The organism is Candidatus Nanosynbacter sp. HMT-352, assembly GCF_022819345.1.
Classification (GTDB): Bacteria; Patescibacteriota; Saccharimonadia; order Saccharimonadales; family Saccharimonadaceae; genus Nanosynbacter.
In genome coordinates, this window is sequence record NZ_CP089288.1 from 324,227 (window position 1) to 338,673 (window position 14,447).

The window sequence follows — 14,447 nt, forward strand, 5'->3', positions numbered from 1 at the left end:
AGAAGTGATGGGCAATAAACAAAAAGGTTTTACTATAATTGAAGTGATTTTGTTTGTGGCTATTTCTGGTTTGCTGACCTCTATGCTGATGGTTGGCGTAGGTATGTCAATTAATCGTCAGCAATATCGTGATTCGGTGCAGTCTTATGCTGGTTTTTTGCGAAATGAATACTCGAAGGTGGTCAATGTTGAGAATGAGCGATCTAAGGGCACTTGTCCAATTGAAGGTTCTGATGGTCGAGCTGAAACTCTACGTGGTCAATCTGATTGTGTGATTGTCGGTCGCTATATTACCACTGAAGGTTCTTTGGGCTCGACTGACGGCAATCTGTACAAAACTTATCCAGTTTATGCCTATAGACCAGATAAGGGTAGTGCGTGGACTTATAAACGTGGTGCCGAGTCTGATAAATATATCGTTAATTGGCAAGCAAAAACTAGGTTCTCTAACCAAGCCAAAGATAGTGCGTATATTTCTATTTTGATGTACCGTCATCCAGAGACGGGGCAGTTGGATATTAGAACTGACACGAGTCGATTCGGTGACAATTTAACTGATTTCGTCAATAATAAAAATAGTGCTGGAGTTGTGCAGTCTGCTGGCGAGCAGCGTCAACAGAGGGAAATTTGTGTTTATGATGACGGCTGGCTACCGGGGGAGAGATTATCTATTTTTCTACGATCACATGCAGGTTCTGCTGATGCTGTAGTTATGGGTAATGCGACAGGAGGTTGTGCTGATGCGTAAGTTTAACAGAGGCGACACACTTGTCGAAGTGCTGCTTGGAGTAACCATTTTTAGTCTAGTTGCCGTTATTTCATTAGAAACCATGAACCGCGGGATGGCTATCGCTCAGTATTCTTTGGAGACGACGTTGGTTCGCCAACAGGTTGACGCTCAGGCTGAAATGCTAAGATATGCGCATGATATGAAAAATGATACTTGGAAGAAATTGGTAGACAATAATTCAGTGAGCGTTTCTGCTGTTAATGGCAATGAAGGAAACTTGGGTGCTGAAAAATGTCCTGATGATTTTTCTACGAAAGAGTTTGCTTTGGTTGCGACGCCTTCACTTGCTTCGAAGATTAGTATATTGAACAATCCTGGAGATTATAAAGCGGCAGAAACATACGCGCGGGTTGATAGTGATACTAAAAAAACGTATGGAATATCAGTTAGGTTGGTTAAGCCGAGTACGACTGTCGGAAGTAGGGATAGTAATAAATATGATGCGTACATAAAAGCGTGCTGGATGCCAGTTGGCAGCAAAATGCCGGCGACTATTGGTACGATTGTGAGGTTGTATGATTCGGGGCTATAAAAAAGGATTTACGCTTATCGAATTGATGCTCGCTATGAGTTTTATCTCTGTTCTTTTGTTGTCGATTGCGATGGTGGGTATTCAAGCGGGAAAAATGTATAGCAGAGGTATCGTGCTTCGTGATGTTAATCAAGCGGGGCGAGATATTTCAGACACGATTCGGCGCGATTTTCTTCAGGCAAATGCCGAAAAGATTGACAGTACAGGATTGAGGGTGCCGAATAATAGCAATTGGTCAACTGGTCGACTTTGCCTTGGCTCTCATTCTTACGTGTGGAATAATCCAAAGTATTTGGACGATCCTAGCCTGTTGGGCGGAAATAGTCTGTTTAAGGTTAATGGTAATCCAGTGAATTTAGTGCGCGTAGTTGATGCGGATAGCGGATTATGTAAAAAAGATGCTTCTGGCAAATATCCAGAAACCGTCGATCTTGCAAAATCATCCAATTTGCTTAGAGCTATCAATAGCGGCGATGGCTCAATTGGTGTACACGAAGTTACATTAGAAAAGGTTACCTCAGACAATTCAAGGGAGGCGCTGTATAAATTGACCTTTACGCTGGGGACGAGCAAGATGAGTGAAATAAGGAATTCTTCCTGTAAAGCTCCGACTGAAGATGATAGCAATTTTGAGTTCTGTGCTATAAATAAATTTGAGATGATTGTGAGGACAAATGGGTAAAAATGCGCGACAATCAGGTGCTGTATCTCTTTTTGCGGTTATATTTGGCGCGATGTTGCTGACTATTGTCACTATTGGGTTTATCAAGTTGATGATTATGGATCAGCGACAATCCTCGAATAATGATCTGTCGCAGAGTGCTTATGACGCGGCTTTGGCTGGGATTGAGGATGCTAAGCGTGTGGTTCGTGCCGCCCAGACGGGCAATATTCAAGCGGCGGGAGTGCTAAATGGTCCAATTAATTGTAATATGGTTGCGGCGTCTGGCGTTGTTGGAGGCAGTTCTTCTGGTGAAACTATCATTAAAACTGGTACAGATGCGGGTAAAAAATTTGACCAAGCGTATACTTGCGTAAAGATCACTATGAAATCTCAAGATTTTATATATAAGTCTATCGAGGAAAAATCTCAAATTGTGCCACTACGCGCAACTGGTTCATTCAACAAGATATCTATTGAATGGTATAGGCGCGATGATGAGAGCAATTTGAATGGCGCCAACGCCGCTAACACTGAAATATCCACTTCTGGGGATTTGCCGACGAAAAACAACTGGAATGCTAATTCGCCACAATTGATGCGCGTGCAGCTTATTAACCCAGGCGCCACCTTTAATTTAGCGGCGTTAGATTCAACTGGCGTCACTTCTTTCTTACGACCGAACGTTTTAAGGTCAGATGTAGCAAGTCAGAATGGTACTGCTGTTTCTGGTAAGATTTCTGATCATCCACGCGCAACTGACGGGAATGAACATAATAATGGAACAAGTGTGGTTTCTTGCAGCAAGACATTCAAGTTTTCTGGCGAATATTCGTGTAAAGCGGTGATTGATGTTGATGAGATTCCAGCTGGTAGCGAAACTGCGTTCTTGAGGTTATTGCCTATATATAAAGGTGGCAGTGTGAAGATTTCTCTTCAAAAAACTGACGGAACAATTGTCAATTTTGATGGAGTTCAGCCAATTGTCGATTCCACGGGGCGGGCAAGTGATTTATTTAGAAGAGTTGAAGCTCGATTGCAAATAGGAGATGATTTCGCATATCCTAATAATGCGGTTGAATTAAAGAATAGTCTATGCAAAGACTTTTCTGTATCTGGTGGCGGATCTGCTACTGTAGGTCAATGTAAGCCATAGGTTAAGATTCTGTGTCGCTATGAAATCGGTCGTGAATGTCTTTCAGATGTTGGTCGGTAACGTGTGTGTATACCTGTGTTGTTGATATATTGCTATGTCCCAGCATTGATTGGACTGAGCGCAAGTCCGCACCGTTCATGAGTAGGTCGGTGGCAAAGCTATGGCGCATAGTGTGTGGACTTACATGTTTTGTGATACCAGCTAATCTAGCATATTGACCAACCATTCTCTGAATACTGCGCGCGCTTAACCTACGGTAGTCTCCGGAGGCGTTGGGAGCTGCGTGGCGTTTGCTATAGCTTAAAAATAGAGCGGGTAGATTATCTGTTCTAGCTTCCAGGTATGCCGATATGTGTTCGGCGGCACTTTTTGAAATAAAAACAGGGCGATCCTTTTGTCCTTTTCCTCGCACCATAAATTCGCGCCTCTTTAGGTTTATGTGATCGCGGTTTAAATTGACCAATTCTGAAACACGTAGTCCGCTGGAAAATAGCAATTCAACGATTGCTCGATCTCTCAGTCCAGATTCTGTATCGGTTGGTATTTGATCAATCATGCGTAAAACCTCGTCATATTGTAAAAAAGTCACTTGTTTACGGACTACTTTGGGTAATATAATTCTGTCGGCCGCTAGACTTTTGATATTACGACGAGAAAGGTAGGTCAGTAGACCTCGCAATGCAATAAGATGATAACTTTGGGTAATTAAAGACAGCCCTTCGCCAGTGTTGTCATTTTTATAACGGTTTAACCAGAGGCGATACTGACGTATTAGCTCTGATGTAATTTTATCAACATTTATATCGCCAGCAAAATCGATAAATCTCTCCAGGTATAGTTGATAATTTATGATGGTTTTTTGACTACGCCCACCTTCAACCTCTAGGTGCTCTAAGAAATCAGTTAAAGCTTCTGACATAAACATAATATTTATTCTATCGCTAATGAATATGTTTATCAAATTATTTATTTCTGTTACTATATTAGAAAATAATAAGCAGAGGAGTATCTATGGCAGAAAGCGAAAAAAACTACTGTGGCGTTGAGAGGACACTAATCGTCTTTAAGCCTGACGCAGTTCAACGAGGTATCGTTGGGGAAATTTTACAACGTTTTGAGCGAGTTGGACTAAAAATAGTTGGTGTAAAAATGACATCACCATCTAGGGATCATTACTATGCTCATTACGAAGACATTGGTAAATTGGCTACTCGTCGAGGTGAGGGAACTTTGAATATAACATTAGATATGATGATGGACGGTCCGGTCATAGCAATGGTACTAGAGGGTGTTGAAGCTGTTGCTGTTGTTAGGAAGATTGTTGGTCCAACAGAGCCTAAGTCGGCTGACATGGGAACAATTCGCGGTGATTATTCACACATTAGTTTTGGCTACGCAGATGAGTGCCAAAAGGGAGTTCCAAATTTGATTCACGCATCCGGCGATTCAGATGAGGCTGTTCGTGAGATCGAGCACTGGTTCAAGCCGGAAGAATTGGTAAATTATCACACATTAAGTGAAAAGTTTACTCGCTAAGCTAGTCTTTCCTGAGAGTTACCGTGGTATAATGGTTGTATGCCTCGGTAGCTCAACTGGATAGAGCAGATCCGTCCTAAGGATAAGGTTGTAGGTTCGACTCCTGCCCGGGGTACCAAATATATGACAGAGCAAATTAAAGATAAGCAATTTGATGGGCAGCGTGACGGAGAGCAACTGTTGTTTGTGTTTCGTCGTCACATAATTGCTATGAGAAAAGGATTCTATCTACTTATAGGATCGATGACGCTTGGTTCATTGCCTTTTTTAATTTGGCAAGATAATTTGAATCTTTTATGGGTATTTGTTGGTGGATTTATTTTTGGTCTAATGCTATTTTTCTATCATTTTTTGATGTGGTTTTATACTTACTATATTGTTACCGATCAGAGAATTCGTCAGATTACTCAACATGGATTTTTTGGCAAAGATGTCATTGAGCTGAAATTGTCAAAAATTCAGAATATTAGTTATAGTATCCCGGGGTTTAGTGGAGAGATGTTTAAATTCGGAACAATAGTTATTCAAACTTTTGTTGGAGATCTTGTTATAAAAAACGTAGAACATCCAGATAAGATCTATAATAAATTACAAGACGCAGTGGAAATTTCGACAAAGAAGGAGGATATCAATGAAGAATCTATTGAACCGTAAAGATAAAAAACAACCAAAGGAGCTACCTAAGAGGATTACAAACGATACAGTAGCTCAGCACCGCGAGAAAGTCTTGGCGGCTGGTCGTAAGCATAAATATCCTATCCAATACACCAAACGTCGATTGGTATGGATAACGATGCTCGTTAGTGTTGTTATTCTGATTGTTTTCATTGCTCTTGGTTGGGCACAGTTATATGTCTGGAAAGATACAAGCGATATCGCATATAGGATAACTAAGATTTTACCTCTTCCTGTGGCTAATATTGACGGAGAAAATGCTGAGTATAGCGACTATCTTTTGTACCATCGTAGCTCATTGGCGGTATTGCAGTCTCAGGGGCAAGCAGATCAAAAGGACAAAGTTAAGTTCTATCAAAACCAGTCCATAGATAAGGCGTTAGAGGTGGCATATGCCAAAAAACTTGCGAGAGAAAATAATATTACGGTAGATGATAAAAAGGTACAAGATCTTATCAAAAAACAGCAGGAATCTAGCAAGCTATCGCAGTCCGCTTACGAGTCTGTAGTAAAAGACAACCTTCATTGGTCAATGGATGAGCTAAAAACTGCCATGAAATATACTTTGTTAAAGCAGGAAGCGTCTTTTAAGATTGATAAAACAGCTAATAATCTAGCGTCTGACATTAAGAAGAGGCTGCAAGAGGGTAAATCCTTAAAGGATATTGCTACGGAAATGGGCGACAAAGTGCAGCCGGTATTTGATCTATCCGTCTCTACGGATAATTCTGACGGAGGTCTAACGAAAGCGGCTATGTCATTAACAAAGGGTAAAATCTCAGGTCCTATAAAGACTCTTTCGGGTGACGGATATTATTTTGTAACGCTTAATAATATTGAAGGCAACACCGTAAATTACTCTTATGTAAAAGTTCCGTTGACTGAATTTAATAACCAGTTTAACTACTTAAAAAATAACAATAAAGTAAAATATTTCATTTCTATCGATAAATAAGCAACCTAGTTTGAAAAAGCTCCCATTTTTGCTATAATTTCCTAAGGAGTTTGCCGTTGTAGCTCAGTTGGTAGAGCAGCTCATTCGTAACGAGCAGGTCGCTGGTTCAAGCCCAGTCAACGGCTCCATTTTATGAAAGATACTGTAAAGAAATCGATAAAAATTGTTTTTAGCGACAGGACTGTGGCAACTCTTTTGATAGTTAACGTTGTTGTGGCTATTGTTGTATCTATATTTTTAGGATCATCAATAAAGCATAGCGAGGCTCAGGTTATTACGCGCTACACTACGTATGGTGATGCGAATTTTTATAGGAGTCACTGGTCTAGTTTATTTAGTTATTTTGCTTTGGCGTTTATGATAGTTTTTGGTCACTCCGCACTAAGTGTCAAGTTAATTTCACTAGAGAAACGAAGCTTGGCTATATTTATTTTATGGTTGACGTTGGGTATTTTAGCTATTTTAGCTATTTTAGCCTATTCTATAATTAAAATTGCATCGATAGGATAATATATGGACATTGAGATTCCACTTGGTAAACGAACAAAAAAATATCGTTTTCTTGAGATGCTTCCTGGATTATTAAGCTACGGGGCTATTATTCTTTTGATCGTTTTGTCTATTTTAAGTCCTGTTCTGGCGTCAATTTATTTACTGTCTATAATCCTAGCTGCGTTTGTGAAAGCCATAGCAATTAGCTATAGGGTAATTAGTGGTTATAGTAATATGGAAAAAGCGTCGAGAGTCGACTGGAATGGTCGATTGTCTGATTTGGAAGATCCGAAAGAAGCATACTCTAGACTGAGAGATAATCAATCTAGGGAGTTGTTATATCAACAACATGTAGACAATCTAAGATTTATGTCTGCTGCGGAAGACGGGTACTATCCTAAACCCAGTAATATTTACAACGCTCTTATTATGCCTGCATACAACGAGAGTATAGAAGTGATTGAACCTGCTCTTAAATCAGTTTTAGATACAACATATGATAAGAAGCGTCTGATTGTGGTTTTTGCATACGAAGAGCGTGGTGGTGTTGATATTGATACAACAGCTAAAATGCTGAAAAAGAAATACGGCAAGTACTTTCATTCTTTCCATATTGTAAAACATCCAAAAGATCTACCAAATGAGGTGGTCGGTAAGGGTGGAAACATCACGTATGCAGGCAAGTGGTTAGAGCAATATTTACAACAGGAAGAAATAGCTTTTTCTGATGTTATTGTTACAACAATGGACTGTGATAATAAGCCGCATAAGTATTATTTTGATTATGTGACATATGAGTATATTACTCATGAAGATAGAAAACATTTATCGTTCCAGCCTATATGTTTGTTTACTAATAATATATGGGATGTTCCTGCACCGATGCGAGTAGTGGCAACAGGGAATTCATTTTGGAATATCATCAGCTCCATGCGTCCATATTCTTTACGTAATTTTGCATCACATTCGCAGCCAATGAACGCTCTCGTTGAGATGAACTTTTGGAGTACGCGAACAATTGTTGAAGACGGTCACCAGTACTGGAGAAGCTATTTCTATTTTGATGGTAATTACGAAGTTGTACCAATTTTTGTACCGATTTATCAGGATGCGGTATTGTCTAATGGATATAAAAAGACACTGAAGGCGCAGTTTGTTCAGTTGCGTCGTTGGAGCTACGGGGCTTCAGATGTGGCATACGTTGGTAATAACGTATTCAATAAAAATAGAACAGTAAAATTTTGGCCTAGTCTAGCCAGGTTTATAAGGTTGTTAGATGGACATGTAACACAGGCCTGTATTGCTCTAATTGTTGCTTTTGGCGGGTGGGCGCCGCTTGTGCTGAATGGTGAGGCTGCTCGTAGTGTTGCCGCACATCAACTGCCGGATACGGTTAGCTTAATACAACAGATAGCTATGGTAGGCATTCTGGTTTCAATTTTCGTATCATTTAAACTTCTGCCTCCGCGCCCAGAAAGATATAAAAAGAGTAGGAATGTATTAATGGTCCTGCAATGGGCTCTGATGCCTGTAATTGCTATAGTATACAGCTCAATGGCCTCGTATAATGCCCAGACCCATCTTTTGCTTGGTAAATATCTTGATAAGTTTGACGTGACAGAGAAGACTACTGTAGAGATGAATGATCAGAGTCGTGTTCAGAATAAGAAAAAGAAGGACGACCACGACGCCTCTTCCTCTGAGGGATGATAAGATCATGTTGTGCTGCGTATTGCAGTGCGGCTATTTGGTCGAAATTCTGTAATGTTGAGTGGGTTATTTCGGCGATGTGTTGTGATGATATAGTGGGTTTGTTTTGTAAAAGTATCAACTTATCTTGTATAGTATTGGCCAGGTCGTAGCTATATGAGCCTGCTAATTTTTCATTATGATTAAAACTTCGCGCAATACTAAGTATCAGTTTTCCTATAGAAAAATTATCTTCCTTGCCATCTTGTGACGTGACAACGAGGGGAATCGCAGGCTTTTCGTAGGTTGTAAAAGAATAGCCGCATTGGTCGCATATATGTCTACGCCAGGTTATTGGGTATTTTTTATTTTGACGAGAATTTACTACGTGGGTTTTTCCGTGAAAACATTTTATGCATATCATATCAATATATTGACATACAACTATAAAAAAATCCAGTGGAAAAGTGCTGTGTAAAATAAAAATCGCCTCATTATAGAGGCGATTACTTTGTAAATCTGGGAACTTAATTAAGTATAGATCTTTCTTCGTTGATCTTCTTGTTATATTCGTAGTGAATTTTTGCCTTGCTCAATAAAGAACAGTGTTGTGGTTTTTTTGTGCCTAAACTAGGTGAGCCATGTTTATTCATACTTTAAATTCTAACATACTTATCAAATAAAGTCAAGGTGTGTATAGTAAGCAATAAAAAGCCCCGTCTACTATCGACGAGGCTTATGTATCACATCTGGTGGGCAATAGAGGATTCGAACCTCTCACCTCTTCAACGTCAATGAAGCGCTCTAGCCAAATGAGCTAATCGCCCAGATATAATAATATTATCATAACAGATGTCTACTATCAAGGAGCGTGGTATAATATTGGTATGAGTGAAGAAGAACTAAAATCTATGAGACACAGCCTGGCACATATTATGGCGCAGGCTATTCAGCATTTATGGCCTCAGGCGAAGTTTGGCGTGGGACCGGCTATCGACAATGGTTTTTACTATGATATTTATCTTGACAACGGGACAATTTCTGAAGCTGACCTTCCGAAGATAGAAGAGGAGATGCGAAAGATCGTAGCGGCTAATTATCCGTTTGAGAGGCGTGATGTGTCAGTAGAAGAGGCTATTGATTGGGCTATAAAGGGAGATCAGTCATTTAAGGTGGAACTACTGAATGATCTTAAACGATCTGGTACTACCGTTGCTAGCGAATTAGCTGGAGAAAAAATGGGATCTGTGTCTGATGGCGATAGTAAAGTCGAGACTGTTTCTTTGTATTCTCAGGGTGATTACACTGATTTGTGTAGGGGCGGACATGTGGACAGTACTGGAAAAGTTGGTGCATTTAAACTTACTAAGACGGCTGGAGCGTATTGGCGAGGCAATGAGAATAATCCACAAATGCAGCGAATATATGGTGTAGCGTTTGCTACGCAGGAAGAGCTGGATGAATATCTGAATAGATTGGAAATTGCAAAGCAGCGAGATCATCGCAAGTTAGGCAAGGAGCTTGATCTATATACGACCTCTCCTCTGGTGGGGATTGGTTTGCCTTTGTTTACTCCTCGCGGTACGATTTTACGAGATATAGTGGCTCAATATTCGAACCAGCTGAGACAGAAGTTTGGCTTTGAAAAGGTCTGGACGCCTCATATTACGAAAAAAGATTTATATGAAACATCGGGCCATTGGGCTAAGTTCGGAGAAGAGTTATTTTTAGTTAAAAGCCAAGAAACTAGTGATGAGATGGCTCTTAAGCCTATGAACTGTCCGCATCATACGCAAATTTTTGCCTCACGACCGCGAAGTTATCGTGATATGCCAGTAAGATACTTGGAAACGACAACAGATTATCGTGACGAAAAAACCGGCGAGCTGGGCGGATTGAACCGTGTGCGCTCATTAACACAAGATGATAGCCATATATTTTGTCGTACTGATCAGATTGAAGGCGAGATTAATAATTTGCTAGCTGCTGCTCGTGAGTTATATGGTTCAATCGATATGAAGCTCAGGGTTAGATTAAGCTATCGTGACGAGTCTGATTCGTATTTAGGCGACCTTAGCTTATGGGATTCCGCACAGAACCAGTTAAAATCTGCTGTTGAGAAAGTAGGCTTGGATTATTTTGAACAAGAGGGTGAGGCGGCATTCTATGGTCCAAAGATTGACTTTATGGCAACCGATGCAATCGGCCGTGAACATCAAGTTGCAACCGTGCAGCTAGATTTCGTGCAACCACAAAGGTTCGGTTTGGAGTATGCGGATGCTGATGGTAATTTTACAACACCAGTTATGATTCACTGTGCCTTATTGGGTTCAATTGAGCGATTCTTAAGTGTGTTTATAGAGCATACTGGCGGATGGTTTCCGTTTTGGGCGGCTCCAGAACAGGTTCGTATTTTGACAATCAACGATACAGTATTAGAATATGTTGATAAAATAACAACTATGTTATCAGACATTACCCTCATGGAGCCAGTTAGATATAACGATGTAAGATTTACAATAGATTCTAGAAATGAATCATTAGGCAAGAAGATTAGGGAAGCTACCTCTATGAAGATACCTGTTCAACTTATCGTAGGACCAAAGGATATGGAAGCTAACGAGGTTAGTATTCGCACGCAATCTGGCGAAGAAAAAATATCGTTGGAGCAGCTTGCTGAGTATATAAAATCTTTGTAGGGTTGAGTTAATTGAATAGGTTTATAAAATTAGATAACGGCGTTGATGAAGGTCGCCTACCACTAATTGTAATTGTTGGTCCTACCGCTAGCGGCAAAACGTCATTAGCTATACAATTGGCAAAGAAGTATAGAGGAGAGATAATTTGTGCTGACAGTAGAACTGTTTATCGTGGTATGAACATTGGGACAGCTAAGCCTTCTTTGGGTGAACAGCAAGGAGTGCCTCATTGGGGTCTTGACTTAGTAGATCCGGGAGATTCTTTCAGTGTGTCACAATTTAAGGACTATGCCTGTCAAAAGATTAAAGAAGTCCGAAGTCGAGGAAATATTCCATTTCTTGTCGGTGGAACAGGGTTGTATATTGATTCTGTTATATTTGATTTTCAATTTGGAGGTAAATCCAGCAAAGAAAAGAGAGCTAACCTACAAGAAATGACGATATCTGAACTTCAACAATACTGTGTCAATCACGATGTAGCCTTGCCGGAGAATAGTAAAAATAAAAGATATCTAATTAGGGCTATTGAGCGAGCCGGTAAAAAGTCATCTGGATTGGAGGTGCCGTTGAGTAATACCATCGTTGTCGGAATTACTACAGGTAAACAGCTATTAAGGCAGAGAATTACAGATAGAGCAAAAAAAATGTTCAAGGATGGTGTTGTAGAAGAAACAATAGGATTAGCCAATAATGCCGGGTGGTGTAATGAGGCTATGACAGGCAATGTTTATCCTATTATTAAGAAATTAATCGAGAAAGAAATAGATGAAGACCAGACTATTCGGGAGTTTATCGTTAGTGATGTAAACTTAGTGAAACGTCAGTTGACGTGGTTTAGGCGAAACCCATTTATTGAATGGGGAGATGTTCATTCATGTGAACAATATTTATCTCGAGTATTAGATAGTAAGTAAAAAATATGTTACAATTATAGTACAATGATTGATTCATTATTTGGTTCAAAAACTAGGGTAAAATTATTACATCTTTTTCTGAATAATCCAGAAAAGTCATTTTATGTGAGGGAAATTACTAGGATGATCGATGAGCAAATAAATTCTGTTCGTCGAGAGCTAGCTAATATGGTGTCTGTAGGTATAGTACAGCAGGATGCTATTGATAATAAACTGTACTATAGCGTAAATGAAGACTATCCTTACATTAAGCCGCTCGCAGCTATATTCTCAGATAAAAATACAGAAGGCGGTATGGGTGCTGCGAGTAGCGTTTCCTGGAAAGACTCTTTAGGGAGAATGAGAGGTTTAAGATTGGCTATTATTTCGGGGAAATTAGTAGTCGGATCAAGTTCTGCTGTTGATTTGCTATTGGTTGGCGATGATATGTCTGCCGTAACTATAAAAAATCTTGTTAAAAAAATCGAAAAAGATAGAAAAATAGAGATAAATTATGCCGTAATATCTTATGATGATTTCTATTATAGGATGAGTGTCAAAGATAGGTTTATAATGGATATTGTAAGAAACAAGCACTCTGTATTAGTAGATACGGAAAATATAATGAGAAAGGAGTAGACATGTTTGAAATAGAGTATAAAGGAGCAAATGCTGTTATTATTACCACAAAGAAACTTCGTGTGGTATTTGATCCGAATTTAGAGATTGTCGGAGGAAAAAATGTTTCTGTGAATAATGATGTAGAAGTGGTTACAGAGGATCGGTTTACTGTTGTGGATTCTACACCAAGATTGCTATTTTCGGGTCCAGGTGAATATGAGGTCGGAGACATCTCATTGCTAGGAATTCCAGCGCGACGACATATTGATGCTGCAGATGATGTTAAAAAATCTACAATATATAAAATTACGATTGGTGAAGCTAAGGGAGTGGTTGTTGGTAACATTGAGAGTAAACTAACTGATGATCAGCTCGAAAATATAGGTGTTGTTGATTTTGCAATATTACCTGTCGGCGGAAATGGATATACATTAGACGCAATGGGATCAACTTCAATAATTCGTCAATTGGATCCTAAGGTGGTGATTCCGGTGCATTACAATGACGCTACTTTGCATTATGAAGTCCCACAGGACGGTGTGGATGAGTTTGTAAAAAATCTAGGAGCTCCAGTTGTTGAGGCTGGTCCAAAATGGAAGCTAAAGAAAATAACGGATCTGCCAGATAATTTAACAGTTGTTCAGATATCGAAAAGCTAGGGTCTTCTCGTTGAATTAAAAATAACTCCGATAATGCAATCGGGGTTATTTTATTAAAATTTGATTTAGCGATTACTTATTAGTAGTTGCGCTCAAAATACCTTTTTTCTTCAGGGTGCGAATAGCTTTTGTGCTTAAAGTCATGGTAATTTTTTGACCGTCAACAACAAAAGTCTTCTTCTGAAGGTTTGGTTTGAAAACACGCTTAGTGCGGCGCAGGGAGAAGCTGACGTTGTTGCCATACTGCTTGCCTTTGCCTGTTAAATCACATCGTGATGCCATTTCCGCTCTCTTTACTTTATTATTAATAACAATCCTTATTATTGTAGCGACATTTGTGCAATTAGTCAAGATTACGTATTGATGCTATAATGACACTTATGATTTTAGAAATAATAATAGTTTTGATTGTTATATTATTGTCTATGACTATTCACGAGGCTATGCACGCTTTTATGGGGTATGCATTGGGCGATAATACTGCAAAAGAAGAGGGGAGGCTGACACTTAATCCCATAAGACATATCGATCCGGTGATGACTATTTTGCTTCCTTTGATTATGGTAGTGTTACATGCTCCGGTTTTCGGAGGAGCTAAACCTGTTCCGTTTAATCCAAATAGAGTCCGTTTTGGCGATTGGGGGGCGGCTCTTGTTGCTCTTTCTGGCCCGATTACTAATTTAGTAATCGCCTTTATTGCGTTTGGCTTCGGAGTGTTTAGTGGCGTTATTAATAATGCTGGGGCAGTACGACCTACGATATTTGGACTGATTATTTCTACCGCCGTATCGGTAAATCTGGGTTTTTTTGTTTTTAATATGCTACCAATTCCACCTCTGGACGGATCTAGAATATTATATGCCGTAGCGCCGGATGGTATCAGGGGTGTTATGCAAAAAATTGAGCAAAACGGCGTTCTTTTGGTAATGATTATAGTTGTGCTGTTTTCTGATGTAATTGGGCAGGTTATGTCGGGTTGTATTCGGGCGATTTTGCGTGTATTTATGAACATATTTGGTGTATAATAGGAGCATACCCTGGATTTATCCGTGGGCGCGTATGATTTTCCTAACATCATACGATAGGGAG

The 14,447-nt window shown here is 39.7% G+C and carries 17 protein-coding genes and 3 tRNA genes; 16 read left to right on the forward strand and 4 right to left on the reverse strand.

All coding sequences use genetic code 11. From position 1 onward, the window contains the following. The first annotated feature begins 7 nt into the window (after positions 1-7). The 4 genes from LRM46_RS01750 to LRM46_RS01765 are packed head-to-tail and all read left to right on the forward strand — an operon-like array spanning position 8 to position 3,139. On the forward strand, positions 8-748 hold the full coding sequence (locus LRM46_RS01750) for a type II secretion system protein (protein WP_243813326.1): 741 nt from the start codon (positions 8-10) through the stop codon (positions 746-748). After that, complete coding sequence (locus LRM46_RS01755) at positions 741-1,322, forward strand: PulJ/GspJ family protein (RefSeq protein ID WP_243813327.1); 582 nt, start codon at positions 741-743, stop codon at positions 1,320-1,322. Before LRM46_RS01750 ends, LRM46_RS01755 begins: the two co-directional genes overlap by 8 nt. Further along, positions 1,306-2,004: a PilW family protein gene (locus LRM46_RS01760; RefSeq protein ID WP_129634914.1), complete on the forward strand. Its 699-nt coding sequence runs from the start codon at positions 1,306-1,308 to the stop codon at positions 2,002-2,004. The genes LRM46_RS01755 and LRM46_RS01760 overlap by 17 nt, the downstream gene beginning before the upstream one ends. After that, on the forward strand, positions 1,997-3,139 hold the full coding sequence (locus LRM46_RS01765) for a hypothetical protein (protein ID WP_243813328.1): 1,143 nt from the start codon (positions 1,997-1,999) through the stop codon (positions 3,137-3,139). The genes LRM46_RS01760 and LRM46_RS01765 overlap by 8 nt, the downstream gene beginning before the upstream one ends. A gap of 1 nt (position 3,140) precedes the next feature. On the opposite strand, the gene xerA is transcribed toward LRM46_RS01765, so the two are convergent. Continuing rightward, the gene (gene xerA / locus LRM46_RS01770; RefSeq protein ID WP_243813329.1) at positions 3,141-4,058 is read right to left on the reverse strand and encodes a site-specific tyrosine recombinase/integron integrase; all 918 of its coding nucleotides are present in this window, start codon (positions 4,056-4,058) and stop codon (positions 3,141-3,143) included. A gap of 92 nt (positions 4,059-4,150) precedes the next feature. On the opposite strand from xerA, the gene LRM46_RS01775 reads away from it, so the two are divergent. From LRM46_RS01775 to LRM46_RS01805, 7 genes are all read left to right on the forward strand, one after another. Beyond that, positions 4,151-4,675, forward strand: a complete 525-nt coding sequence (locus tag LRM46_RS01775) for a nucleoside-diphosphate kinase (RefSeq protein ID WP_146423680.1) — start codon at positions 4,151-4,153, stop codon at positions 4,673-4,675. A gap of 41 nt (positions 4,676-4,716) precedes the next feature. Next, positions 4,717-4,793: transfer RNA gene (locus LRM46_RS01780), tRNA-Arg, on the forward strand. Positions 4,794-4,798: 5 nt separating this feature from the next. Next, positions 4,799-5,329, forward strand: coding sequence for a PH domain-containing protein (locus tag LRM46_RS01785; RefSeq protein WP_243813330.1), 531 nt, complete (start codon positions 4,799-4,801; stop codon positions 5,327-5,329). Beyond that, on the forward strand, positions 5,307-6,305 hold the full coding sequence (locus LRM46_RS01790; RefSeq protein WP_243813331.1) for a SurA N-terminal domain-containing protein: 999 nt from the start codon (positions 5,307-5,309) through the stop codon (positions 6,303-6,305). The genes LRM46_RS01785 and LRM46_RS01790 overlap by 23 nt, the downstream gene beginning before the upstream one ends. A gap of 52 nt (positions 6,306-6,357) precedes the next feature. After that, positions 6,358-6,433, forward strand: a tRNA-Thr gene (locus LRM46_RS01795). A gap of 4 nt (positions 6,434-6,437) precedes the next feature. Continuing rightward, entirely contained in the window at positions 6,438-6,815 is a 378-nt protein-coding gene (locus tag LRM46_RS01800; protein ID WP_129744301.1) for a hypothetical protein, read from the forward strand. A gap of 3 nt (positions 6,816-6,818) precedes the next feature. After that, entirely contained in the window at positions 6,819-8,507 is a 1,689-nt protein-coding gene (locus LRM46_RS01805; RefSeq protein WP_243813332.1) for a glycosyltransferase family 2 protein, read from the forward strand. Here the strand turns inward: LRM46_RS01805 and LRM46_RS03885 are convergent. Both LRM46_RS03885 and LRM46_RS01810 read right to left on the reverse strand, forming a co-directional pair. Continuing rightward, positions 8,425-8,910: an NrdR family transcriptional regulator gene (locus LRM46_RS03885; protein WP_445083014.1), complete on the reverse strand. Its 486-nt coding sequence runs from the start codon at positions 8,908-8,910 to the stop codon at positions 8,425-8,427. The genes LRM46_RS01805 and LRM46_RS03885 overlap by 83 nt on opposite strands. 326 nt (positions 8,911-9,236) lie before the next feature. Next, positions 9,237-9,313 (reverse strand) — tRNA-Val (locus LRM46_RS01810). Positions 9,314-9,373: 60 nt separating this feature from the next. Between LRM46_RS01810 and thrS the strand changes: the two genes are divergently transcribed. The 4 genes from thrS to LRM46_RS01830 are packed head-to-tail and all read left to right on the forward strand — an operon-like array spanning position 9,374 to position 13,358. Then, entirely contained in the window at positions 9,374-11,185 is a 1,812-nt protein-coding gene (gene thrS / locus LRM46_RS01815; protein WP_243813333.1) for a threonine--tRNA ligase, read from the forward strand. An 11-nt stretch (positions 11,186-11,196) separates the two neighbouring features. Then, the gene (miaA, locus tag LRM46_RS01820; RefSeq protein WP_243813334.1) at positions 11,197-12,099 is read left to right on the forward strand and encodes a tRNA (adenosine(37)-N6)-dimethylallyltransferase MiaA; all 903 of its coding nucleotides are present in this window, start codon (positions 11,197-11,199) and stop codon (positions 12,097-12,099) included. 24 nt (positions 12,100-12,123) lie between these two features. Next, positions 12,124-12,717, forward strand: a complete 594-nt coding sequence (locus tag LRM46_RS01825; protein WP_243809643.1) for a hypothetical protein — start codon at positions 12,124-12,126, stop codon at positions 12,715-12,717. Between the two features lie 2 nt (positions 12,718-12,719). Further along, complete coding sequence (locus tag LRM46_RS01830; RefSeq protein ID WP_243813335.1) at positions 12,720-13,358, forward strand: MBL fold metallo-hydrolase; 639 nt, start codon at positions 12,720-12,722, stop codon at positions 13,356-13,358. A 72-nt stretch (positions 13,359-13,430) separates the two neighbouring features. Here the strand turns inward: LRM46_RS01830 and rpmB are convergent, their stop codons facing one another. After that, complete coding sequence (gene rpmB, locus LRM46_RS01835; protein ID WP_243813336.1) at positions 13,431-13,640, reverse strand: 50S ribosomal protein L28; 210 nt, start codon at positions 13,638-13,640, stop codon at positions 13,431-13,433. 98 nt (positions 13,641-13,738) lie between these two features. Here rpmB and LRM46_RS01840 point away from each other — a divergent pair, with 98 nt between their 5' ends. Beyond that, positions 13,739-14,383, forward strand: coding sequence for a site-2 protease family protein (locus tag LRM46_RS01840; protein WP_243813337.1), 645 nt, complete (start codon positions 13,739-13,741; stop codon positions 14,381-14,383). Positions 14,384-14,447 lie beyond the last annotated feature (64 nt).

Bases quoted from the DNA above. Each gene is read 5' to 3' on its own strand.
- LRM46_RS03885 (WP_445083014.1), bottom strand. From the start codon at position 8,910: ATGATATGCATAAAATGTTTTCACGGAAAAACCCACGTAGTAAATTCT.
- LRM46_RS01750 (WP_243813326.1), top strand. From the start codon at position 8: ATGGGCAATAAACAAAAAGGTTTTACTATAATTGAAGTGATTTTGTTT.
- thrS (WP_243813333.1), top strand. From the start codon at position 9,374: ATGAGTGAAGAAGAACTAAAATCTATGAGACACAGCCTGGCACATATT.
- LRM46_RS01755 (WP_243813327.1), top strand. From the start codon at position 741: ATGCGTAAGTTTAACAGAGGCGACACACTTGTCGAAGTGCTGCTTGGA.
- LRM46_RS01805 (WP_243813332.1), top strand. From the start codon at position 6,819: ATGGACATTGAGATTCCACTTGGTAAACGAACAAAAAAATATCGTTTT.
- LRM46_RS01840 (WP_243813337.1), top strand. From the start codon at position 13,739: ATGATTTTAGAAATAATAATAGTTTTGATTGTTATATTATTGTCTATG.
- LRM46_RS01760 (WP_129634914.1), top strand. From the start codon at position 1,306: ATGATTCGGGGCTATAAAAAAGGATTTACGCTTATCGAATTGATGCTC.
- LRM46_RS01775 (WP_146423680.1), top strand. From the start codon at position 4,151: ATGGCAGAAAGCGAAAAAAACTACTGTGGCGTTGAGAGGACACTAATC.
- LRM46_RS01765 (WP_243813328.1), top strand. From the start codon at position 1,997: ATGGGTAAAAATGCGCGACAATCAGGTGCTGTATCTCTTTTTGCGGTT.
- rpmB (WP_243813336.1), bottom strand. From the start codon at position 13,640: ATGGCATCACGATGTGATTTAACAGGCAAAGGCAAGCAGTATGGCAAC.
- LRM46_RS01785 (WP_243813330.1), top strand. From the start codon at position 4,799: ATGACAGAGCAAATTAAAGATAAGCAATTTGATGGGCAGCGTGACGGA.
- xerA (WP_243813329.1), bottom strand. From the start codon at position 4,058: ATGTCAGAAGCTTTAACTGATTTCTTAGAGCACCTAGAGGTTGAAGGT.
- LRM46_RS01830 (WP_243813335.1), top strand. From the start codon at position 12,720: ATGTTTGAAATAGAGTATAAAGGAGCAAATGCTGTTATTATTACCACA.
- LRM46_RS01800 (WP_129744301.1), top strand. From the start codon at position 6,438: ATGAAAGATACTGTAAAGAAATCGATAAAAATTGTTTTTAGCGACAGG.
- LRM46_RS01825 (WP_243809643.1), top strand. From the start codon at position 12,124: ATGATTGATTCATTATTTGGTTCAAAAACTAGGGTAAAATTATTACAT.
- LRM46_RS01790 (WP_243813331.1), top strand. From the start codon at position 5,307: ATGAAGAATCTATTGAACCGTAAAGATAAAAAACAACCAAAGGAGCTA.